This is a genomic window from Lentzea sp. NPDC020367, from assembly GCF_044387305.1.
Classification (GTDB): domain Bacteria; phylum Actinomycetota; class Actinomycetes; order Mycobacteriales; family Pseudonocardiaceae; genus Lentzea.
This window is the reverse complement of sequence record NZ_JBIRVV010000002.1, coordinates 359,381-380,395: the sequence shown is the minus strand read 5'-3', so window position 1 is coordinate 380,395 and position 21,015 is coordinate 359,381. Positions and strand designations below refer to the sequence as shown.

The following is a 21,015-nucleotide window of genomic DNA, read 5'->3' as shown; positions in this document are numbered from 1 at the left end:
ATCGCTCACGGTCGTGTGAGGACCGTTCTCCCCGAGGGAGTCGACGGGGGAGAGAGGAGCTGCACTGGCGGGAGACACGGCCAACAGCACGCCGCCGCCCGCAGCAAGGCCGACCACGATCTTGCGCACGAGAGACACGGGTGGTTCCTGTCTGAAGAAGGATCTTGTACCCATTCCTCGGCGTCTGGAATCCCCGACTCGATCACTCGGAAGCGTGAAAAAGCCGTCCCGGCCCAAATGACCGAGACGGCTTCTGACCTGCGTGAAGGTGCGGCTAGCGAGGGCCGGTCGACGGCCAGCCCGGACCGCGGCCGCGGCGGCGCAGGTAGCGCTCGAACTCCGCCGCGATGTCGTCGCCCGAGGCCTCGGTGATCTGGAGTTCCGCGTCGCCGCGCTCTTCCAGGGCGCGCACGTAGTTGCGCACGTCCTCGTCCTCGTCGGCCATCTCGGTGACCGTGCGCTCCCACTCCTCGGCCTGCTCCGGCAGCGCGCCGAGCGGGACCTCGATGTCGAGCACCTCCTCCACCCGGTGCAGCAGGGCCAGCGTGGCCTTGGGGGAGGGCGGCTGCGACACGTAGTGCGGCACGGCGGCCCAGAACGAGATCGCCGGGATGCCGGCCTGCACGCACGCGTCCTGGAACACGCCGACGATGCCGGTGGGGCCCTCGTACTTCGAGTGCTCCAGGCCGAACTTCTCGGCGGCGTCCGCGTCGTAGGCCGTGCCGGTGACCGGGACCGGGCGGGTGTGGGGCGTGTCCATCAGCAGGGCACCGAGCGTCACCACGGTCGTCACCCCGAGAGCGTCGATGTGGCCCAGCAACTCGGCGGCGAACTTGCGCCACCGCATGTTCGGCTCGATGCCGTGCACGAGGATCACGTCCACGTCAGAACCGGGAGGGCGGCACACCGACAGCCGCGTCGTCGGCCAGTCGACCCTTCGCGTGACGCCGTCCACCATCCGCACGGTGGGGCGCGTCACCTGGAAGTCGTAGTAGTCGTCCGGGTCGATCTCGGCGAGCGGGGTGGCGTCCCAGGTGAGTTGGAGGTGCTCGATCGCGGTGCTGGCGGCGTCGCCGGCGTCGTTCCAGCCTTCGAACGCACAGACCATGATCGGAGCCGTGAGCGGGATGCGCGGGTTCGAGGGGGTCGGGGATTCCTGGGACGGATCGTTCACGGCGCCAGACTACGGGTTCGGCCAGTCAACTCATCGTAGGCTTGGCCCATGCGTGATCGCGGAGAGTCGCCGTTGCTGGAAGCGCTGGTGAACCGTGTTGTCGTCGCTGACGGCGCCATGGGCACCATGCTTCAGGCCGTTGACCTCTCTCTTGACGATTTCAACGGTCTGGAGGGCTGCAACGAGATCCTGAACGTCACCCGCCCGGACGTGGTGAAGGCAGTGCATCGCGGCTATCTCGAGGTCGGCTGCGACGCCGTGGAGACCAACACGTTCGGCGCGAACCTCGCGAACCTGGCCGAGTACGACATTCCGGACCAGATCTTCCACCTGTCCGAACGCGGTGCGGCGCTGGCGCGGGAGGTCGCGGACGAGTTCAGCACGTCCGGTCAGCCGCGGTTCGTGCTCGGCTCCGTCGGTCCCGGCACGAAGCTGCCGACGCTCGGCCACGCTCCTTATGCGACGTTGCGCGACGCCTATCAGGAGCAGTGCAAGGGCCTGCTCGCCGGCGGCGTGGACGCGATCATCGTCGAGACCTCGCAGGACCTGCTGCAGACCAAGGCGTCCGTCGTCGGCGCCAAGCGCGCGATGACCGCCGAGGGCCGGTACGTCCCGATCATCGCCCAGGTCACCGTCGAGACGACCGGCACGATGCTGCTCGGTTCGGAGATCGGCGCGGCGCTGACGGCGCTGGAGCCGCTGGGAATCGACCTGATCGGACTCAACTGCGCCACCGGTCCCGCCGAGATGAGCGAGCACCTGCGCACGTTGTCCAAGCACGCGCGAATCCCGTTGTCGGTGATGCCGAACGCGGGACTTCCCGAGCTGGGGCCGAACGGCGCGGTCTACCCGTTGTCGCCGGAAGAGCTGGCTCAGGCGCTCTCCGGGTTCGTTCGCGAGTTCGGCGCGCGGCTTGTCGGCGGTTGCTGCGGCACGACGTCCGAGCACCTGCGTCAGGTGGCCGAGGCGGTGCGCGACCTGGGTCCGTCGACGCGGCGGCCGCGTCCGGAACCCGGTGTGTCCTCGCTGTACCAGGCCGTTCCGTTCCAACAGGACGCTTCGGTGCTGATGATCGGCGAGCGCACGAACGCCAACGGCTCCAAGGCGTTCCGCGAGGCGATGCTGGTCGAGAAGTGGGACGACTGCATCGAGATCGCGCGCGACCAGACGCGGGAGGGCGCCCACCTGATCGACCTCTGCATCGACTACGTGGGCCGCGACGGCGAGGCGGACATGCGCGCGCTGGCCTCCCGGCTGGCCACCGCGTCGACGCTGCCGATCATGCTCGACTCCACCGAGCCCGGAGTGCTGCGGGCCGGTCTGGAGTGTCTCGGCGGCCGGTGCGCGGTCAACTCGGTCAACTACGAGGACGGCGACGGCCCGGACTCCCGGTTCCAGAAGATCATGCGGCTCGTCTCGGAGCACGGCGCGGCGGTCGTGGCGCTGTGCATCGACGAGGAGGGCCAGGCCCGCACGGCCGAGTGGAAGGTCCGCGTCGCCGCCCGGCTGATCGAGGACCTGACGACCAACTGGGGCATGCGCGTCAACGACATCATCGTCGACTGCCTGACGTTCCCGATCTCCACCGGCCAGGAGGAGGTCCGCCGCGACGCCGTCGAGACGATCGAGGCGATCCGCGAGCTCAAGCGCCGTTTTCCGGACGTGCAAACGACTCTGGGCCTGTCGAACGTCTCCTTCGGACTGAACCCGGCCGCGCGGCAGGTGCTGAACTCCGTGTTCCTGCACGAATGCGTGCAGGCCGGTCTCGACACGGCGATCGTGCACGCCGCCAAGATCGTGCCGATGGCGCGCATTCCCGACGAGCAGCGCGCGGTGGCGCTGGACCTGGTCTACGACCGCCGCCGCGAGGGCTACGACCCGTTGCAGAGGCTCATGGAGCTGTTCGAGGGCGTCACGACGAAGTCGAACTCCGCCACGCGGGCCCAGGAACTGGCCGCGCTGCCGTTGTTCGAACGCCTGCAGCGCCGGATCGTGGACGGCGAGCGCAACGGCCTGGAAGCCGACCTGGATCTCGCCCTGGACGAGCGGCCGGCGTTGCAGATCATCAACGACACGTTGCTGGCGGGCATGAAGACCGTCGGCGAGCTCTTCGGCTCCGGCCAGATGCAGCTGCCGTTCGTGCTGCAGTCCGCCGAGGTCATGAAGACCGCCGTCGCGCACCTCGAACCGCACATGGAACGGTCCGACGACGGCGGCAAGGGCCGGATCGTGCTCGCCACCGTGAAGGGCGACGTTCACGACATCGGCAAGAACCTCGTGGACATCATCCTGTCCAACAACGGCTACGAGGTCGTGAACATCGGCATCAAACAGCCGATCAACACCATCCTCGAAGCCGCGGAGGAGCACCGCGCGGACGCGATCGGCATGTCCGGCCTGCTGGTCAAGTCGACCGTGATCATGAAGGAGAACCTCGAGGAGATGAACTCCCGTGGTGTCTCGGCACGGTGGCCGGTGCTGCTGGGCGGCGCGGCGTTGACGCGCGCGTACGTCGAGAACGACCTGACGGAGATGTACTTCGGCGACGTCCGCTACGCCCGCGACGCCTTCGAGGGCCTGCGCCTGATGGACGCCATCATGGCGGCCAAGCGCGGCGAGGCTCCGCTGGTGGACGACGAGATGCGGGAGAAGGCCGCCGAGCGCAAGGCCCGTCGCGAACGGTCGCTGCGCATCGCCGCGGCCCGCAAAGCCGTTGCGGTGGAAGAGGTCGTGACCGGCCGCTCCGACGTGGCTCAGGACAACCCGATCCCGGTCCCGCCGTTCTGGGGCAGCCGGGTCGTGAAGGGCATCCCGGTCGCGGACTACTCGGCTCTGCTGGACGAGCGCGCGACGTTCATGGGCCAGTGGGGCCTGAAGGGCGCGCGCGGCGGAGGCCCGACCTACGAGGAACTGGTCGAGACCGAGGGCCGCCCACGCCTGCGCTACTGGATGGAACGCCTTGCCACGGAAGGTGTTCTTGCCCACGCCGCCGTCGTCTACGGCTACTTCCCGTGCGTCTCGGACGGCGACGATCTGGTCGTGCTGGAAGAGCCCGCTGTGGCTTCCGCCGAGCGCTTCCGGTTCAGTTTTCCGCGCCAGAAAAGGGATCGGCGGCTCTGCCTGTCGGACTTCTGGCGGCCACGTGACTCCGGCGAGGTCGACGTCATCGCGTTCCACCTCGTGACGATGGGCCAGCCGATCGCCGACTACGCGAACGAACTGTTCGGCAAGAACGCGTATCGTGAGTACCTGGAAGTCCACGGACTGGGGGTCCAGCTCACCGAAGCGCTGGCCGAGTACTGGCACAAGCGGGTCCGCGAGGAACTCGTGTGGCCGAGCGGTGAGTCCGTTGCCGCTGAGGACCCGGCCGCCGTCGAGGAGTACTTCAAACTCGGCTACCGCGGCGCGCGGTACTCGTTCGGCTACGGCGCCTGCCCCGAAATGGAAGACCGCAAGCGCGTCGTCGAACTGCTCGACCCGGCGCGCATCGGGGTCTCGCTGTCCGAGGAACTTCAGCTACACCCGGAACAGTCCACCGACGCCTTCGTGGCGCACCATCCGGAGGCGAAGTACTTCAATGTCTGACCTGCACGCTGTCCTGTGGGACATGGACGGCACGCTGCTGGACTCCGAGAAGCTGTGGGACATCCCGCTCTACGAGTACGCGGAGAAGCTAGGCGGCGTCCTCTCCCTGGAGACCCGCGAGAGCATGGTCGGCACCAACGTGCCCACGACGATGCGCCTGCTGTTCGCCGACATCGGCATCGACCCCACCCCAGCCGACCTGGTGGACGGCGCCGCGTGGATCTCGCGCCGCACCGAGGAGGTGTTCCGCGCGGGCCTGCCGTGGCGTCCAGGCGCTCAGGAGGCCCTGCGTGCCGTGCGTTCCTCCGGTGTGCCGATGGCTCTCGTGACGTCGACCGAGCGCTCCCTGACCGAGGTCGCGCTGGACACGATCGGGCGGGACCTGTTCGACGTCACCGTGTGCGGCGACGAGGTGGACGGCCTCAACAAGCCGCTGCCCGAGCCGTACCTGAAGGCCGCCCGGCTGCTGGGCGTGGACGCCGGGAGCTGTGTCGCGATCGAGGACTCGCCCACCGGGGTGGCGGCGGCGGTGGCGGCCGGGTGCACCGTGCTGGTGGTGCCGTGCGACGTCGAGGTGGCGGAGGGGGAGCGGCGGATCTTCCGCGACTCGCTCGTGGGAGTGGACGCGGACGTCCTGAAGGCGCTCTAGACCGGCTTCTCGTCCTGATCAGGGGCGTCGTAGGTCAGCTTCACCTTGAGGGTCGACTCGGCATGACCACTTACCACGACCACGTTGCCCTTGATCGAGTAGCCGAGCCCGAACTCGACCTCGAGCTTGTCCGGTCGCACGGAACGGGCGGCGAGGTTGCCCGCTGTCTCCGCGGTGGCGATGGCCGCGCCCACGATCACCTCGCGCGCCATAGCGAAGGCGTCCAGCAAGCGCTTGCCCGCCTCGTCCAGGGCTGAGGTGTCCTCGCTCCACTGCTCGCCGACCGCCTCCACGAGCACTTCGACGTCGCCGATCCTCATCGGCATGAGCTTGCCCGTCATGACGTCCTCCTTGGTCGCTGTCTGATCGTCCGACGGTCGGTTCGGCGTTACACGGGGGGATTCCAGGCATTCTGGAATCTTTTTGTCCACAAAGGACTCGCGTAACGCGGAGTGCCGGTCGCGGCGATGGGCAGACAGATCCGCGACGGGAGGCCAGATGCCGGGTGATGAACGGATTCCGCTGTACCTCGGCCGGATCCTGACCGGAGCGGGGGCTCCGATGGGCACCTGCTTCCAGGTCACTCCCGGAGTCCTGGTGACCGCGTGGCACGTCCTGCGCGACCTCCGGGCAGGTGAGGTCGGTTCGTACGTGGACGTGGACGCGTTGGCGGGCGGTGATCACCCAGTGCTGCGCGCTGAGGTGGTCGCGGTGGATGAACGGCGCGATCTCGCCGTGCTGCGCAGGGAGACACCACTGCCCGGCACGATCGAGGCCGTCTCGCTGACCGACGCGGTGGCGCCCGACACCAAGGTCGTCGTGACCGGGGTGGCCAAGGTCGAGGATCCCGGTCACGAGTACGGATTCCTCACCACGACCGGTGTGTGGCGTGGTGAGCTCACGAGGAACGACGTTCCGAAGAGCTACTTCACCTCGGACTCCGTGGCGCTGGGGATGAGCGGCGGTCCGGTGCGCCGCGCCGCTGATGACGCGGTGGTCGGTGTGGTCTCCGCGCGGTACAACAGCGATCGCTGGCTGCAGTTCGCCGTGTGGACTGCACGGATGGAGGACGTTCTCGCGCTGCTCCCCGTCGGCCATCGGGTGAAGGTCGTCGGTCAGCCGAAGGCACGCGTGAGCAGGAAGGTGGCGGTGCTGCTCACGGTCGCCGCGTTGCTGCTGACCGTGTCCGCGACGGCGGGCGTCGTCCAACTCGCCCGGCAACCAGCCATCACGGCGACATCGGCCCCACCCACCACGACACCGGTCGCCGTCCACAAAGGTGTCCAGCCGATGCCGGCGGACTCGCCGGCTGTGGCGGTGGTGGGAACCGAACGCGTGCAACGCCGCAGCGGTGGCGCGTCGGCGTTCACGGTCCCAGCCAAGATCGACATGAATGACTCCCAGCTCGCGAAGTTCACCACCGAGGTCGTCGAGAAGACCGAGGGACAGGCCACGTGGTACGACCGCAACGGCGGCGTTCCGATCGGGTTCGGACTGACCAAGGTGACCCTGATGAACAAGGACAGCGCTGCTGTGCGGATCACCGACATCGAGGTTCTCAAGGAGTGCGCGACTCCGATCGCGGGCACGTACTTCAGCGGTTTCACCCAGGGCGGTCCGTCCGGCGTGGTGCATCTCGGCTTCGACCTCGACGAGCCGAGTCCCACCGTCCAGCAGATGGCGCTCCAGGACGTCCCGAAGCTGATCGGCGAAAGCTACTTCACCGACAAGTCGATCGAGCTGAGCCCAGGTGATCAGCAGGACCTGGTGCTCGCCGCCCTCACCACGAACCGGCACTGCAAATTCCGCCTGCGGTTGATCATCGCGACCGCGGCCGGTTCGTACTCGCTCGACGTCGACGACAACGGCAAGCCGTTCGAGGTCAGCGGAAAGGCCGCACCGACGGTGCAGGGAGCGCCGTTCTCCGCATATCAGGCCGCTTACCTGCGCAACTACGACACCTGGTCCCGCATCGATCCCCGTACCTACCGTCCCTAGCGAGGCCCGCCATGACCGTGAAGAAGCTCGTGGCCCTGCTCGCGGGGCTCTGCCTCGTCACGGCGGTGATGACGGTGTTCGTCCTGAAGCAGCGGGGCGAACAGGCGCCTGCAGGCGCACCGCCGACCGCTGCCACCTCGGCTCCGAGCTCCTCCGGTCCGGTCGTGACGGGACGAGCCGACTACCTCTACTTCACGGAGACCCATCTCTTCGTCATGCACGGCGACCAGGTCATCACTCGTCTTCGCCGGTTCTTCGGCGGCGGCGACGCGCTGCGGAACAGGGTGGTGTGGACGAACAGCGGGGACTACATCGCGTTGTTCTCCGACGCGAACCTGCTTCCTGGGTCGAACGAACAGGCCGAACTGATCGCGATCAACGCACGCACCGGAGAACAGCGGCGCCATCCCTGTGGCTTCTGCTACGACATCACCACGACCGGTCCGGACAGCGTGTTGCTCAACGTGGGTTTGACGGGTTCGGTCGGGGATCGATTCCAGACGGTCGACCTGCGCACGGGGGAGAGAAAGGACGACACCCGGTTCCCGCCCGCGCTCGACTCACCGAACTCACGAGCGTTCCTCGTCAGCACCCGTAGGCGTGTGATCACCATGCAGTACAACGGCAAGGGGAAGGTCGTTCTGGTGCTGGCGGAGTCCGGCGCGGCGGCCAAGCAGTTCGGGACCCACAGCTCCAACTACTACACCCCTGTCGCGCCCTACGAGAACGGTGACGGTGAGAAGTATGCGCTCGCCGTGGCCGAGAGTGATGGTTGCGGAGGTCGGTCTGCGGTTCGCATCCTGGACGTCAACGGCAAGGCGACGAACACGGACACGTCCGCGATGATGCCGCCTGGCGCCGGGAGTGGATTCCGGGTGACCGATCTGTGGTGGACCCCGAAGGGCGAGTTGCGGGCGACTGCCAACTCGTGGACCTGCACCGATCTCAAGCCGAACAACAACGGCACGCACGTGTTGCACAGCGCCGGGGACCTGTGGGCGTTGGAGAACGGCAAGTGGGTCAAGGGAGGCATGGACGCTGTGACGATGGTGCGTGATCTGGGCAACGGCACCACCGCAGCGCTCACCGTGCCGAGCTGCCTCGGTCAGACCGACCCGAACGCGAACTGCACCACCGGACTACTTGTGCTCCAACGGGACGGCAAACGCACAGTGGTCGCCGAGAAGGCGATGTTCCTCTCAACGCCGCCGATCAGCGTGCCGGCACCGCAGCCCATCACCAGTTCGGTCGTCGCGGCCGCACCTCCCGCGTCCTTCGCCGGCACGTGGTCGCAGCACGCCGGAGGCCTCACCATCGCCCCAGACGGCCTGGTGACGATGAGCTACCAGTCCACCGTGACCGTGATGCCGACCTTCCCGGAACTCACGATGCGGATCACCGAGGTGACCGGTGACCGTGCCACCGCAACGGTGCTCACGAGTAACGACACCGCGATGCCCAACGGCGCGAGCGTGGTGTTCGAGCGGAAGTTCCCCGGACTGATGATGAGCGGCCCGTCCGGACTGACGTTGCGATGGTGTGACGCCACAAACCGAGCCAAGGGCGAGTGCGGGGCCTGACCGAACCACTAGCTCCAGCAGTCGCGCGGCACGAGAGTGGGCGAGACTGGTGCCCACTCAGGAACAGCGGGCAGGGCGCGTCCCGCTGCCGTGTCCACCGGCCGCGTAGTCGGCAGGTCCAGCCACGTCTTCCGCTCCGCCCCGAGCCCACTGGACAGCGGGAACATCATCCCCACGGCCTGCCTCAGCCGGATCTCGTCGGCCAGCTCGGCAGCGCGAGGCGTCGCGACGACCCACTCGCGCAACGGCCCCCACAACCACAGCGCGGGCCCGTCCGGCAGGTCGACCCTGATCTCGGTGCCATCGGCGGCGCACCGGCGGATCGGGGCGAGCCCGCCACGCACCGAACCCGCCTCCACCACGTGCCAGGCGGCCAGCGGCACGTGCAGCGCGGACGGCGGCACCGCCTCGGTCACCAGTTCAGGAGCCGCCGTGCCGAACCCCAGCACCGTCCTGCGCACCGACACCGACAGCCGAACCCCGCCGGCCAGCGTCTCGGTGAGCACCGGCAGCGACTCCGGGTACGGCACCGCAGAAGGCACCACCGGAGGCGTGAGCGGTCGACCTGGGGACGGTTCCCCGGTCAGAGAGGGCGAAACCGGCTGCCAGTGAGCGTTCAGCGGGTGCGGGGGAGCGAACTCCGCGCCGCCGGGCTCGAATCCGTTGCGCAGCTTCGGGTTGACCTTCCACACCTCGGCCGCCGCGAGGCCACCGTGCCGTGCGACCCGGCGGCGGCGTCGTTCGATCTCGGCCGCCAGCCCGCGTGGGTCTGCACAAGGCACGATGATGTCGTCGGCGTACCGGATCCAGACGGCGGGGCCGCGGGGGAGCACGACCTTCTCGGCGATGCCGTCGCTCTGGTCGATGCGGTGCGTGAGTTCGTCGCGGAGTTCCCCCGGCTGCACGAGTACGACCGCCGCCAGCGGCACGCCGAGGACCGGGGAGTCGACCAGCGCGCCGTTGGCCAGGCGGCTGAAGTAGACGCGGTCCTGTTCGATCACCACGGCCAGTCCGGTGGACAGCGGCACGATGATCGGCGCGTCGTTCATCGGTGCAACTCCGGCGGTAGCAAGGGAATCAGGGCGTTGAGGTAGTTCGCGGCGGTGGCGTTGTGTCGCACTCCCTTGCGGTGCACGGTGATCCTGCCGCCGCCGAGTGACAGTCCTGCCGTCGACTCGGTGGGCGCGGCGGTCAGGGCCGGGGTCAGGCGTCGCACGAACGCGAAGTCGTCGCAGAACACCAGGAAGCGGTCGTCGAACGCGGGCACGCCCAGTGCCACCGCGCCCGCGTTCTCGTCGCGTGGGTCCGGCGAAACACGCTCCACTACGCGCAACGGTGGGCACGGGCCGAGGTCGGTGCTCACCGACACGATGGTCTCCGTGCGGGCGCTCACGTCGTCGCCCGGCGCGGACGCGAGGCCGACGATCCTCGTCTCCGAGTGGACCGCGAACGTGCGGCCGCCCGCGGAGAGCGTGGCCGCCGCCGACTCCTCCGGCCAGAGCCACTTCCGCCACCAGCGCATCAGATGTCGAGCTCCTGGTCCGTCTTCGAGGACTCGTCGCCCTTGGAGCCGTACGACACGGTCTTGTAGATCCCGTCGGCGTACCCGGCGACCTTGTTCGCGATCTTGACCGGGTCCGTGTACTTCGCGCCGTCGGGGCCGCTCTTGTCGAGTCCGGCCGCCTTCTTCAGCTGGTCCTTCGCGGCCTTGCCGAGTGCCTCGCCGAACGAGCCCGGCTTGTCGGCCACGCCCTCGCGGAAGGCGTTGCCGACCTTCGAGTTCCTGAGCACCTCGCGGATCCGGCGCAGCACGTCCATGATCTTCTGGATCACCGAACGGACCTTGCCGACCTCCTTGCCCGCCTTGGCGGTCGAGATCCCCGCCTCGACCGGGGTGGCGGCGGCCGCGGCGGCCTCGGAGGCCCCGCACGTCGGGATGGCCGCGATCTGCGCGGCGACCCACGTGACGACCAGCCACTCGATCAGGTCGCTCAGGATCCCCTTGATGATGTCCTCGGCCACCTGCATGAACATCGAACTGCCCTGCAGCAGCGACGCGACGTGGCCCGCGGTGCCCGCCGTGCCCTCGATGCCGTGGTGGAACCCGCCGAGCTTCGCCGCGGCCTTGTCGCCCGCCTCGGACTTCCAGCTCTGCAGGCCCTGCCGCAGGTGCTCGTCGAACGTGCGCGCCAAGTCCTCGGTCTGCGTCGCGATGTCGTTGAACGCGCCCGCGGCCTTGCTCGTGGCCGCCGGGTCGCCGGTGACCAGGTCCACGGCCTGCTTCAACGGCGCCACGACGTCGAGCAGCCAGCCGAGTCCTTTGCTGATCAGGAAGTTCAGCGGGTCGGAGATCGCGCCGGCGAGCTTCATGCCGTCCTGCATGAAGTTGTTCATGTCGGAGATGACGCTGACGACGTCCTTCGCGATCGCGGCGCCGTCGCCCTTCTGGAGGTCGTCGCCGAGCTTCGCGCTGTCCTTCATGAGCGAGTAACTGCTGCCACCGAACGGGATCAGCTTCGCGGACGCCTTGCCGACGTTGTCGCCGGAGTACTGGTCGCCGTAGCTCTTGCCGAGCGCGCCGAGGTTCGAGGTCCCCTTGCCGCCGGAGACCATCGGCGGCGCGGTGGCGCTGTCGAGTCCACTTTGGAGCGTCTTGCCGAACGCGTCCGTCGTCGTCTGCTCGTGGCCCGCGTAGGTCTGCGCGGTGGCGGTGAGGGCGGAATCGATCTTGCCGAAGCCCTCGGTCATCTTGCCGAAGTGGCCGTGCAGATCGCCCAGCAACTCGTCGTACTGCTGGTAGAGGCCGAGCAGGTGCCCGAGCGCGCCCCAGCTGACCGCGGGCACCGACGCGGTCGTGGCGGCGTCGTTGAGCTTCGTGGAGGTGCCGGAGAGCGTGCCGATGGTCTTCGCGCACCGGGCGATCTCGTCCGCGTGCACCACGATCCCGGTCACCAGCGGTCGTCCTTGCGGAAGATGCTGCCGGTGTCGCCGTCGTCGTCCACCGGGGGACGGGCCGGTGGGTCGGCGGGCCGGCCGAAGATCTCCTGCTGCGTCGCCAGCACCCGTTCGGCGATCGGGAGGTCGGTGTGGCCCTGCACGATCTCCGCCTGCTGACGCGCGGCCGCGGCGACGGCCAGCTGCAGCGTCGACATCACGGCCTGGGAGAGCTGCGTGGTGCTCAGCCGCTTCGCGTCCTCGGTGAACCGGATCTCCTTGATGGAACCGGACAAACCCGCGACGACCGTGACGGAACGGTCGGGGGACTGGACGCTGGCTTCCACTGTTCTGAGCTCGTCGCCCATCGCGTCGTACTCGGCGGCACGGGCGTCGGCGGCGCGGTTCGCCTGCTCGAAGAACTCGAGCTTCTGACGCATCTGTTCCAGCAACTCAGCGCTGTCAGGCATGCGCCGAACGTACCAATCGCGGCTGGGCGGGGTGGCCGCACCCGCGGCCACCCCACACCATCAGGCGACAGCGGCCTTCTCAGGGGCCTTGGCCTTGCGCGTGGCCGGGTCGATCAGCAGGCCGAACACCACGCCGATGCCGACGTAGAGCGTGGCGAGCTGGGCGAGCGAGCTGAGGCGGAACTGCCACAGCACGTTCACCGGCATGTCCGCAGGGATCGTGTCCGGCGGCGCGGGGAACGCCAGCAGCACCACCGCGACGGCCGCGGCCACCGCGAGCAGCACGGCCGTGGTCCGCACCGGCTGCGACTGCGCGCGCAGCTGCTCGGCGAGCCAGCTCGCGGCCCACACGATCACCAGACCGGCCACCACCACACCGAGGTAGAGCGCGGTCCGGTAGTTCACCGTCTCCGGGTCGCCCACGGCGGGCGGGTTGGCCGGGTACTTGAGCCACGGCAGCAGCGCCACGGCACCGAACACCGCGGCACCGAACGCGAAGCTGCGGCTGAACGGCGTGCGGTCGGCGAACCAGCGCTTCGACAGCGCGTAGGCCGTGGCGAACACGAGGCCCACCGCGATGCCGACGATCACCACGCCGAGCATGCCGCCGACGATCTGGGCGCCGCGGCTGACCAGCTCTTCCTCGCCGCCGTGCGTGTGGCCGGCCTCTTCGCCGGCGGGTGCCCGTGCCTCCTCGACCGCGAGCGCGGCGCGAATCGAAATCTCGGTCACCAGCAGCTGCACGAGCGCGGAGGCGACGCCGGCGATACCGCCGGCCGCGACTCCGCGCAGCGCAAGGGACTTGTACGTCGTCGTCATGTCTTCCCTGCCTGGGATCGGGGGATCAGTGGCAGGGGACGCCGAGCGCGTGGCGGCCGTCGTGGAAGAACTCGTGCAGCAACTCGGAACCCGCGCCGAGCGCGAGACCGTTCTCCTGCAGGACGAGGTACGTGACGATCAGGCCGAGAAGTGCGGCGGCGAACGCCCACTTGGGCACCTGGACGGCGGACAGATTTGCTGCGGGGCTCGTCATGACGGGCTCCTCCATACCTCGTGGAAGGTCAACTCTCCTTGCGGCGCCGCAGCCGGTCTCCTGACTCCCGGATCAACGCTGCCCCCGCGTCTTCCCAGCCCTCTCGCGAGGACCAGTGACGTGCTCGGCGGGGATCGCTTCCCGGTCACAGTGGCGAGGACCGCGCCGGATTTTCACCGGCTTCCCGTCACTGCGGCGCGTGCACCGTAAGTTGATCCATCGGTTAAGCACAACCGGCCATAAGAGTTGTTGCGTTCCTCACTTCACGAGTGGACAGTCACCACACTTCCCACCTGCGGCGACGCGGTAGTAGAGACAACACGACCGACGCCGGAACGTGACCTCGCCGGGAAAACTGAGGAATTCTCCCGCCTGTTCGAACGGCGGTGAGCTCATGAGCCGTTCGCCGCGTTCTTCCGCTTCCTCGGCGGTGAGCATGCGTGCGCGCACAACCATTTTGAGCGCGCCCGCGACGTTCGACATCGCGTTGCCCCACAACAATCCACGCGCCACCGGCGTGACGGCCTGGATCGCTTCCACCACCGGTTCGAGTGCCTCTGCGGCCTTCGGGCCCAGTCTCGGCTGGTCGATGCGGACGCTCAGGCCGTTCGCGGGGTGGTGCTGCCACCAGAGGTTCTCCGGGCGGACGTCGATCGGGATGCCCGCGGCCGTGAGCGGGCTGAGCAGCCGTGCCGTGTAGCTGAGGAAGAACAGGCTGGCCGCTACGCGTGGTTCCTCCGCTTTGTACCGGATCGCGATCGCGTCGATGGTGTTCTTGAGCGCCGGACCTTCGAGCAGGGCCGTTCCCGGCAGCCAGGACTCGTCGGGGCGGCCCACGTCGAGCGCGAAGAACGGGTTGATTCCGCGCACCCGGCGCAGTGCTTCGAGGACCTCGGCGAACTCAGACACAGAAGTTCACGCTACTGGGTGTCCATGCAGGACAGATCACGTCCACGGCCTGGGACAGATGTGACCGCGGTGTGGACGGGGGTCGCCGGGATGGGAGGATGTCATGCCGTGAAGACCTTCGATTCCCTGTTCGCTGAACTGACCGAACGAGCCGCCACCAAGCCGGAGGGTTCCGGCACCGTTGCTGCGCTCGAGGCCGGGGTCCATGCGCAGGGCAAGAAGGTCCTGGAGGAGGCGGGCGAGGTCTGGATCGCCGCCGAGTACGAGTCCGACGAGAAGCTCTCCGAAGAGATCTCGCAGCTGCTCTACCGCCTCCAGGTGCTCATGCTGGGCCGTGGGCTCACCCTCGAAGACGTCTACAAGTACCTCTGACGGAAAAGACTTTCACATGCTGCGCGTTGCAGTCCCGAACAAGGGCGCGCTCGCTGAACGCGCCTCCGCCATGCTCACCGAGGCCGGCTACCGGCAGAGGCACGAGCCGCGCGACCTGACCGTGCTCGACAACAACAACGACGTCGAGTTCTTCTTCCTGCGCCCCAAGGACATCGCGATCTACGTGGCGTCCGGCGACCTGGACCTCGGCATCACCGGCCGCGACCTGGCCGCCGACTCGGGCGCCGACGACAACGGCAACTCCGTCGAGGAGCTGCTGGCGCTGGGCTTCGGCTCGTCGACCTTCCGCTACGCGGGCCCTCGCGGCACCGACTGGAAGGTCTCCGACCTCGAGGGCAAGCGCCTCGCCACCGCGTATCCGAAGCTGGTGGGCCGCGACCTCAAGGCCCGCGGCATCACCGCGAAGGTGATCCGGCTCGACGGCGCCGTGGAGATCTCGATCCAGCTGGGCGTGGCCGACCTGATCGCCGACGTGGTGGGCTCCGGCCGCACCCTGCGCCAGCACGACCTGGTGCCGTTCGGCGAGCCGATCTGCCAGTCGGAGGCGGTGCTGATCCACCGCAACGGCTCGGAACTCACGGCCGCCAAGAAGCAACTGACGGCACGCCTGCAGGGCGTCGTGTTCGCGCAGCAGTACCTGATGCTCGACTACGACTGCCCGCGTTCGATCCTCGACGACGCGATCGCGCTGACTCCGGGCCTGGAGTCGCCGACCGTCGCGCCGCTGGCCAACCCGGACTGGGCGGCCGTGCGGGCGATGGTGTCGCGCAAGGAGGCGAACCAGGTGATGGACGAGCTGGCCGCGATCGGTGCCAAGGCCGTGCTGGCCTCGGACATCAGGTTCTGCCGGCTGTGATCACGGAGCACGCCCTGCTGGACGTGCTGCCAGGTTCCGCCGAGGAGTTCGAGTGGGCGTTCGGCGAGGCGCGGGAGCTGATCTCCGCCTCGCCGGGCTTCCGCGGCCTCGAACTGCTGCGGTGCCTGGAGACGCCGTCGCGCTACCTGCTGCTCGTGCGCTGGGACTCGGTCGAGGCGCACACGGTCGGCTTCCGGCAGGGGCCTTCGTATGAGAAGTGGTCTGCCTTGCTGCACCGCTTCTACTCGCCGTTCCCCGTGGTGGAGCACTACGAGAGCGCGCTGAGCACCTCTTCGTCCGTGGTCTGAGCGAAGCTGTCATACCAGCGGCTGACCGCGCCGAAGCGGCGCGGGAGCAGGAGCGCGATCACCGGCGTCGTGAACGTGGTCAGCGATTCTCGCGCGGCCACCGGCACGGCGAGGGTCGTGGTCCGCGGTTCGTGCTGGGCGATCCAGTGCAGCGCTGCCTTGGCCGTGACGCCGGTGGCCAGGCCGTCGTCCACGAGGATCACGTCGCGGTCCTTGAGCGTGAGCGGCTTGTCGCCGCGGTAGAGGGTCGTGCGTCTTCTGGCTTCTTCGCGTTCCTCGTCGCAGGTGCGGCCCAGTTGTTCCTCGGTGAGGTTGAGCGCTCTCAGCACTCTCGGGTCGTAGATGGGCTCGCTGTCGGCGGTGACGGCGCCCACGCCGTATTCGGGGTGGCCTGGGGCGCCGATCTTGCGCGCCACGACCACGTCCAGTTCGGCGTTGAGGTGGAGGGCTACCTCCTTGGCGACTGGGACGCCGCCTCGGGGGAGGCCCAGGACCAGCGGGTCGTGCCAGGGGAGGTCGGCGAGTCGCGCGGCGAGGGCGCGGCCCGCTTCCTGCCGGTTCGCGAACCTCTTCACAGTCTGGTTGACGCTACGCCCTTCTACTGGGAGTTGGCGCACAGCGTTGACCTGGAATCGTTTTGACCCGGTCGAGTGAATTCCAGCGCTTGGTTGCGCGGAACGGCCTCTGATCGCCCCTGAGCGTCATGACGAGACGCAACGGAAGCCCGGTCGGCCGTGGCGAGGCGGCTGTGCTGGTCAACGGACTGCTTGCGGGCGTTGGTTCCCTGTACGTCCTGACGGGCTCGGTCGTCGTGACGGCCGGCGCGGCGGTGCTGGCCGCGGGACTCGCCGCGCTGTCGATCCTCGGCCGGCCGAGCGGGTCGTGACGGGATGACACTGTCGCGCGATCTCCTGGGTGACCCGGCACCCGACGCACGGAGACCGATGGCGCAGGAAGAACTCCCGGACCGCGACGCGGACTTCCTGCGCTTCCACCGGGCCGAGTACCCCGCCGTCGTCGCCCACCTGCGCTACCTCGGCTTCGCCCACCACATCGCGGACGAGGCGGCGTCCGAGGCACTGGTCGAGCTGTACTTGTCGTGGTTCAAGGTGCACACGAATCGGCGGATGTGGGTGCGGACCACGGCCAGGCGCCTCGCGGGGGACAAGGTCGCGCGGACGCCGATGAAGTTGCTGAAACACTTGCTGGCCAAGGGAGTTCGTCCCGACGAGGACCGGCACGACGCCGTTGTCGACGAGATCCTGGAACGCGACAGCGATCTCGTCCGGGCGATCAACAGCCTGCCCAAGCACCAGCGCGACGTGATCGCGCTGCGTCTGGACGGCTTCACCACCAAGGAGATCGCGGTCGAGCTGAAGATCGCGGAGCGCACGGTGCAGGACCGCGTCAAGAAGGCGGGAGACGCGATTCGCCCGATGCTCGCCACTGGGGAGGGGAAACGATGAACGACGACCTGGACGAGATGCTGAAGGCGCGACACGAAGTGTTCGTCGCCGACCTGGCCGCGGTGCTGCCACCCGCCCGCTTGCCACTTGTGGTGAAACGTCCCGTGCGGTCGTGGGTGCCGCAGCTGGACCGGGCCGCGCTGGTGGTGGCGACCGGTGTCGTTCTTGCTGTGGTGGTCTCGCTGGTCGTGGCCTTCGCCTCGCCGGCGTCGGTGCTGCCGGACGCGCGCCGAATCGCCACTCAGGAGCCTGGATATCCGTGGCTGACGTCGCCGTACGTGAGCGAGGCCGTACCGCCTGACGCCATGACCACTGAAAGGATGACCCCGGCGCCGGAACCAAGTCAGATCACTTCGTCCGCGAGGACGACGACGAACGGAGCGGAGCCTCCGCCCTGGACCGAGTTGCCTCCACCGCCTCCACCTCAGCCATCGCTGGAAGACCTCACCGTCATCTTCATGATGGATTCGGCGGAACTGTCGGACGTAGACCTGCGCGCTCTGCGCAGGTTCGTGGGGAGGGTGAGGCCAAGCGATCGCGTGATCGTCATCGGGTACACGGCCAGAACGAGTGACACTGAGCGTGCGCTCGCGCTCAGTTGGCGTCGAGCCGAGGCCGTGCGCGGTGTGTTGCTCGAAGCCGGTCTGCGGGAGGGCGTGATCACCGCGAACGGCGTGGGTTGTACGCAGGCCGCGAGCGAGTACGACCCTCGCGACGATCGCGCCGTGGTGGAGAGGGTGTGATCAGGAGCGCTCGCGCACGAACAGCGCCTGCGCCGTCGTGCCCACCGGCCCCTCCACGTCGTGCACCACGCTGGTCGCGAGCCCGACCCCGTCCGGCCCGATGGTCGTCCGCGCGTCCATGCCCACCCACTCGCCGGCGGGGCGGCGGTGCAGGTGGACGGTCAGATCTGTGTTGATGGCGTACCACTTGCGAATGTCCACACGGGACGAGACGCCGCTGGCCGAGTCGACGACGGCGAACAGGCGCTCTTCCGGTGAGGGTTCGAAGCCCTCTACGACGGCCACGCGCGGGCGGGCCCACACCTGGGCGTCGCCCGGCGTGAAGATGCCGCTCGACACGGAAAGCCACTCGACCGCGGCCAGGTAGCCGCCGCCCCAGTGGTCCGGGATCTCCATCGGCACGGCGGAAGCGGGTGGTGCGAGAGCGGGGACTTCGCCTCCCGCTACGGCTGTGGTGTCTGAGCCGACGATGCGCCACGCACGTGCCGTGAGGACTGCGCGGCCCTCAAAGGAAAGCGAGGCGGCGAGCAGTTCTACCGAGCGGCCTGGGCGTTCGACCGAAGTGGACACCGTGAGGTCGGCCACCGGGACCGGGCCGAGCACCTCGAACGTCACGCGGGCCAGGGCGGAGGACGGGTTGCCCAGGGCGAGCAGGGAGCGCACCAGCAACGCCGAGGGTGGGCCCAGGTGCTGGCTGTCCGGGCCCCACGGGCCGACGGTGTGCTCGGTGGAGCGGTACGTGTCGTTGCCCAGCGGCAGGTAGAAGGCCGTCATCAGTCGCGGTCCTGGAGGGTCTCGGTGTCGTCGGGCTCCGGCCAGCCGGGGTAGGGCGGCGGGGTGCCGTCGAACGCCGGGCAGAAGGCCTTGTGGTCGCAGTAGTCGCACAGGCGGCTGGGGTTGGGGCGGAAGTCGCCCGTCGGGGCCGCGCGCATGATGGCCTGCCAGATCGCGTCGAGGGTGCGTTCGAAGCGGGCCAGTTCGGACTCGTCCGGCGTGTAGGCGAGGGCCTGGCCGTCGGCCAGGTACATCAGGCGCAGCTGGCGGGGGACGACGCCGCGCAGCTTCCACAGCACCAGCGCGTAGAACTTCATCTGGAACAACGCCTTCGCCTCGCCCACCTCGCGGGGGGCGGCGCCGGTCTTGTAGTCCACCACGCGGATTTCACCCGTCGGGGCCACGTCCACGCGGTCGATGTAGCCGCGCAGCAGCACGCCCGACGGCAGTTCGGACTCCACGAGCAGCTCGCGCGACTCCGGTTCCAGGCGCCGGGGGTCTTCGAGACCGAAGTAGCCGTCGAGCAGCTTCGTGGCGGACGCCAGCCACTCCGCCTCCTCCTCGCTGCCCTCGACCTCGAACAGCGTCGAGAACTCCGGGCGCTCGGCCTTCACGCGCTCCCAGGCCGGCGTGATCATCGAACGCGCGCGGTCGGGCACGCGGTCGGCGGCGGGCAGGGCGAACAGGTCTTCCAGCACCGCGTGCACCACCGTGCCGCGCACCTGCGCCTTCGTCGGCCTCTCCGGCAGCCGGTCGACCGCGCGGAACCGGTAGAGCAGCGGGCACTGCTTGAAGTCCCCTGCCCGGGAAGGCGAGAGCGCGGGCCTGCGCAACGTGGTGCTCATGGTTCGCACCCTAGGACAGAGGTCTGACAATTCTGTTTTCGCCACCTGACAACCCCTTGCCCGAAGCCGATGAGGGCCGAGCTCGACGAGGCTCCCATGCAGGAACGCCGCCCTCATCGCCTTCGGGCGAGCAGCACCAGACCGCGGGATCACACCCGGAGCCCTACAGTTCACCCGTGGCCGCGCGGATCAGTGAACGAGAGGGCGGCCTGCTGCTGTTCCGGGTGGCGGGCATCCCGGTGATCCTCGCGCCGTCCTGGTGGATCGGCTCGGCGATCGTGGTGGCCTTCTACGCGCCGCTCGTCGACGACCTCGCCCCCGGCACACCGCCGGGAGTCGGCCTGTTGCTCGCCGCGCTCTTCGCGATCTTCCTCGGGCTGAGCGTGCTGGCCCACGAACTCGGCCACTGCGTCGCGGCGCTGCGGCTCGGGCTGCCGGTCAGAAGACTGCGCCTGTACCTGCTGGGCGGCCTGTCCGAGATCATGCGCACGCCCGGCAAACCCAGCCACGAGGGCGTGGTCGCGGGCGCGGGGCCGATCGTGTCCGTCGCGCTGGCGGCGATCTTCGGCGTCGGCGCGCTGGTCATGGAACCCGGCGACGTCGTGTGGGTGCTGGTCTTCCAGATCGCCGCCGCCAACGTCGCCGTCGCCGTCTTCAACCTCCTGCCCGGCCTGCCGCTCGACGGTGGCCGGATCGTGCGGGCCGGTGTGTGGGCCGTGACGGGGCAACGGGCGATGGGCACGCGCGTCGCCGTGGTCGGTGGGTTCGCCGTGGCCATCGCATTGGTGGCGTGGGCGCTGTACGGCGTCGCGGAAGGCGCGGACGACCGTTGGTTGCGTTTCGGCGTGTGCGTGCTCACGGCGTGGGTCGTCGTCGCCGGCGCGAGGAGCGAACTCGCGAGCGAGCGCCGCCGCACGTGGCCCGCTGGTGTCACCCTCAGCGACCTGATCCTGCCGGTGCTCCAGCTGCCGGCGGAGAGCCCCGTCGCGGACGCGCTGAGCACGTCGGCCGGCCGGGGCGTGGTGCTGGTGCGGGCCGACGGCGTGGCGGCCGGTCTGCTCGACACCGAACTGGCCAGAAAGCTCGCCGCCGCAAGTCCTTTCGCTCCCGCGGAGCAGGCGGCCGAGCCGATCCTGCCCGAGACCGTGCTGCTCGCCGACGAGCCCGGTGAGGAGATCGTCGAACGCGTCCAGGGCACCGCCGCGTGGCAGTTCCTCGTCGTCGACCTGGAGGGCCGCCCGGCGGGCGTGCTGCGCAGGGAGGACCTGCGTGCGGCCATTGAGAAGGGCGTTTGACAC

General features: G+C 68.8%; 23 protein-coding genes and 1 riboswitch. Of the genes, 11 read left to right on the top strand and 12 right to left on the bottom strand.

All coding sequences use genetic code 11. The features are described 5' to 3' along the window. Positions 1 to 274: 274 nt before the first annotated feature. Entirely contained in the window at positions 275 to 1,174 is a 900-nt protein-coding gene (locus tag ACH413_RS08855; protein ID WP_093587980.1) for a PAC2 family protein, read from the bottom strand. A 48-nt stretch (positions 1,175 to 1,222) separates the two neighbouring features. Here ACH413_RS08855 and metH point away from each other — a divergent pair, with 48 nt between their 5' ends. Next, a complete protein-coding gene (gene metH / locus ACH413_RS08850; RefSeq protein WP_360033017.1) occupies positions 1,223 to 4,759 on the top strand; it encodes a methionine synthase in 3,537 nt (1,178 codons plus the stop codon). Next, positions 4,752 to 5,408 (top strand): HAD family phosphatase, encoded by a 657-nt coding sequence (locus ACH413_RS08845; protein ID WP_360033020.1) that lies wholly within the window; start codon positions 4,752 to 4,754, stop codon positions 5,406 to 5,408. Before metH ends, ACH413_RS08845 begins: the two co-directional genes overlap by 8 nt. On the opposite strand, the gene ACH413_RS08840 is transcribed toward ACH413_RS08845, so the two are convergent. Beyond that, complete coding sequence (locus ACH413_RS08840; protein WP_360033023.1) at positions 5,405 to 5,749, bottom strand: CU044_2847 family protein; 345 nt, start codon at positions 5,747 to 5,749, stop codon at positions 5,405 to 5,407. The two genes, ACH413_RS08845 and ACH413_RS08840, sit on opposite strands and share 4 nt — an antisense overlap. 157 nt (positions 5,750 to 5,906) lie before the next feature. Between ACH413_RS08840 and ACH413_RS08835 the strand changes: the two genes are divergently transcribed. Further along, positions 5,907 to 7,406, top strand: a complete 1,500-nt coding sequence (locus tag ACH413_RS08835) for a serine protease (protein WP_360033026.1) — start codon at positions 5,907 to 5,909, stop codon at positions 7,404 to 7,406. Between the two features lie 11 nt (positions 7,407 to 7,417). Continuing rightward, positions 7,418 to 8,986: a hypothetical protein gene (locus ACH413_RS08830; protein WP_360033029.1), complete on the top strand. Its 1,569-nt coding sequence runs from the start codon at positions 7,418 to 7,420 to the stop codon at positions 8,984 to 8,986. A gap of 8 nt (positions 8,987 to 8,994) precedes the next feature. On the opposite strand, the gene ACH413_RS08825 is transcribed toward ACH413_RS08830, so the two are convergent. The 7 genes from ACH413_RS08825 to ACH413_RS08795 form a co-directional block, all read right to left on the bottom strand. Beyond that, a complete protein-coding gene (locus tag ACH413_RS08825; RefSeq protein WP_360033032.1) occupies positions 8,995 to 10,035 on the bottom strand; it encodes a hypothetical protein in 1,041 nt (346 codons plus the stop codon). Continuing rightward, positions 10,032 to 10,508 (bottom strand): hypothetical protein, encoded by a 477-nt coding sequence (locus ACH413_RS08820; RefSeq protein WP_360033035.1) that lies wholly within the window; start codon positions 10,506 to 10,508, stop codon positions 10,032 to 10,034. Before ACH413_RS08820 ends, ACH413_RS08825 begins: the two co-directional genes overlap by 4 nt. After that, entirely contained in the window at positions 10,508 to 11,938 is a 1,431-nt protein-coding gene (locus ACH413_RS08815; RefSeq protein WP_360033038.1) for a hypothetical protein, read from the bottom strand. Before ACH413_RS08815 ends, ACH413_RS08820 begins: the two co-directional genes overlap by 1 nt. Next, positions 11,935 to 12,390 (bottom strand): YbaB/EbfC family nucleoid-associated protein, encoded by a 456-nt coding sequence (locus ACH413_RS08810; protein WP_360033040.1) that lies wholly within the window; start codon positions 12,388 to 12,390, stop codon positions 11,935 to 11,937. The genes ACH413_RS08815 and ACH413_RS08810 overlap by 4 nt, the downstream gene beginning before the upstream one ends. Before the next feature lie 60 nt (positions 12,391 to 12,450). Next, positions 12,451 to 13,209, bottom strand: a complete 759-nt coding sequence (locus ACH413_RS08805) for a CbtA family protein (protein WP_360033042.1) — start codon at positions 13,207 to 13,209, stop codon at positions 12,451 to 12,453. 25 nt (positions 13,210 to 13,234) lie between these two features. After that, positions 13,235 to 13,423: a CbtB-domain containing protein gene (locus ACH413_RS08800; RefSeq protein ID WP_330277318.1), complete on the bottom strand. Its 189-nt coding sequence runs from the start codon at positions 13,421 to 13,423 to the stop codon at positions 13,235 to 13,237. A 32-nt stretch (positions 13,424 to 13,455) separates the two neighbouring features. Continuing rightward, a riboswitch (cobalamin riboswitch) is annotated at positions 13,456 to 13,647 on the bottom strand. A gap of 34 nt (positions 13,648 to 13,681) precedes the next feature. Further along, entirely contained in the window at positions 13,682 to 14,332 is a 651-nt protein-coding gene (locus ACH413_RS08795) for a (2Fe-2S)-binding protein (RefSeq protein ID WP_360033045.1), read from the bottom strand. Between the two features lie 108 nt (positions 14,333 to 14,440). Between ACH413_RS08795 and ACH413_RS08790 the strand changes: the two genes are divergently transcribed. Genes ACH413_RS08790 through ACH413_RS08780 form a run of 3 tightly spaced genes read left to right on the top strand, consistent with a single transcriptional unit; the run spans position 14,441 to position 15,889 of the window. Next, entirely contained in the window at positions 14,441 to 14,704 is a 264-nt protein-coding gene (locus ACH413_RS08790; protein ID WP_089912086.1) for a phosphoribosyl-ATP diphosphatase, read from the top strand. Between the two features lie 16 nt (positions 14,705 to 14,720). Beyond that, positions 14,721 to 15,581, top strand: a complete 861-nt coding sequence (gene hisG / locus ACH413_RS08785) for an ATP phosphoribosyltransferase (protein ID WP_360033048.1) — start codon at positions 14,721 to 14,723, stop codon at positions 15,579 to 15,581. Continuing rightward, complete coding sequence (locus tag ACH413_RS08780; protein WP_360033051.1) at positions 15,578 to 15,889, top strand: antibiotic biosynthesis monooxygenase; 312 nt, start codon at positions 15,578 to 15,580, stop codon at positions 15,887 to 15,889. The genes hisG and ACH413_RS08780 overlap by 4 nt, the downstream gene beginning before the upstream one ends. On the opposite strand, the gene ACH413_RS08775 is transcribed toward ACH413_RS08780, so the two are convergent. Beyond that, positions 15,850 to 16,464: a phosphoribosyltransferase family protein gene (locus ACH413_RS08775; protein WP_360033053.1), complete on the bottom strand. Its 615-nt coding sequence runs from the start codon at positions 16,462 to 16,464 to the stop codon at positions 15,850 to 15,852. The two genes, ACH413_RS08780 and ACH413_RS08775, sit on opposite strands and share 40 nt — an antisense overlap. A gap of 128 nt (positions 16,465 to 16,592) precedes the next feature. Here ACH413_RS08775 and ACH413_RS08770 point away from each other — a divergent pair, with 128 nt between their 5' ends. From ACH413_RS08770 to ACH413_RS08760, 3 genes are read left to right on the top strand one after another with little or no spacing between them, the layout of a single operon-like run. Next, positions 16,593 to 16,775, top strand: coding sequence for a hypothetical protein (locus tag ACH413_RS08770; protein WP_360033056.1), 183 nt, complete (start codon positions 16,593 to 16,595; stop codon positions 16,773 to 16,775). A gap of 58 nt (positions 16,776 to 16,833) precedes the next feature. Next, positions 16,834 to 17,355, top strand: a complete 522-nt coding sequence (locus ACH413_RS08765) for a sigma-70 family RNA polymerase sigma factor (RefSeq protein ID WP_360033058.1) — start codon at positions 16,834 to 16,836, stop codon at positions 17,353 to 17,355. Then, entirely contained in the window at positions 17,352 to 18,098 is a 747-nt protein-coding gene (locus tag ACH413_RS08760; protein ID WP_360033061.1) for an OmpA family protein, read from the top strand. Before ACH413_RS08765 ends, ACH413_RS08760 begins: the two co-directional genes overlap by 4 nt. Here the strand turns inward: ACH413_RS08760 and ACH413_RS08755 are convergent, their stop codons facing one another. Both ACH413_RS08755 and ACH413_RS08750 read right to left on the bottom strand, forming a co-directional pair. After that, positions 18,099 to 18,872: a thioesterase family protein gene (locus ACH413_RS08755; protein ID WP_360033064.1), complete on the bottom strand. Its 774-nt coding sequence runs from the start codon at positions 18,870 to 18,872 to the stop codon at positions 18,099 to 18,101. After that, a complete protein-coding gene (locus tag ACH413_RS08750; protein ID WP_360033067.1) occupies positions 18,872 to 19,717 on the bottom strand; it encodes a PD-(D/E)XK nuclease family protein in 846 nt (281 codons plus the stop codon). The genes ACH413_RS08755 and ACH413_RS08750 overlap by 1 nt, the downstream gene beginning before the upstream one ends. 176 nt (positions 19,718 to 19,893) lie before the next feature. Between ACH413_RS08750 and ACH413_RS08745 the strand changes: the two genes are divergently transcribed. Then, positions 19,894 to 21,012, top strand: coding sequence for a site-2 protease family protein (locus ACH413_RS08745; RefSeq protein WP_360033070.1), 1,119 nt, complete (start codon positions 19,894 to 19,896; stop codon positions 21,010 to 21,012). Positions 21,013 to 21,015 lie beyond the last annotated feature (3 nt).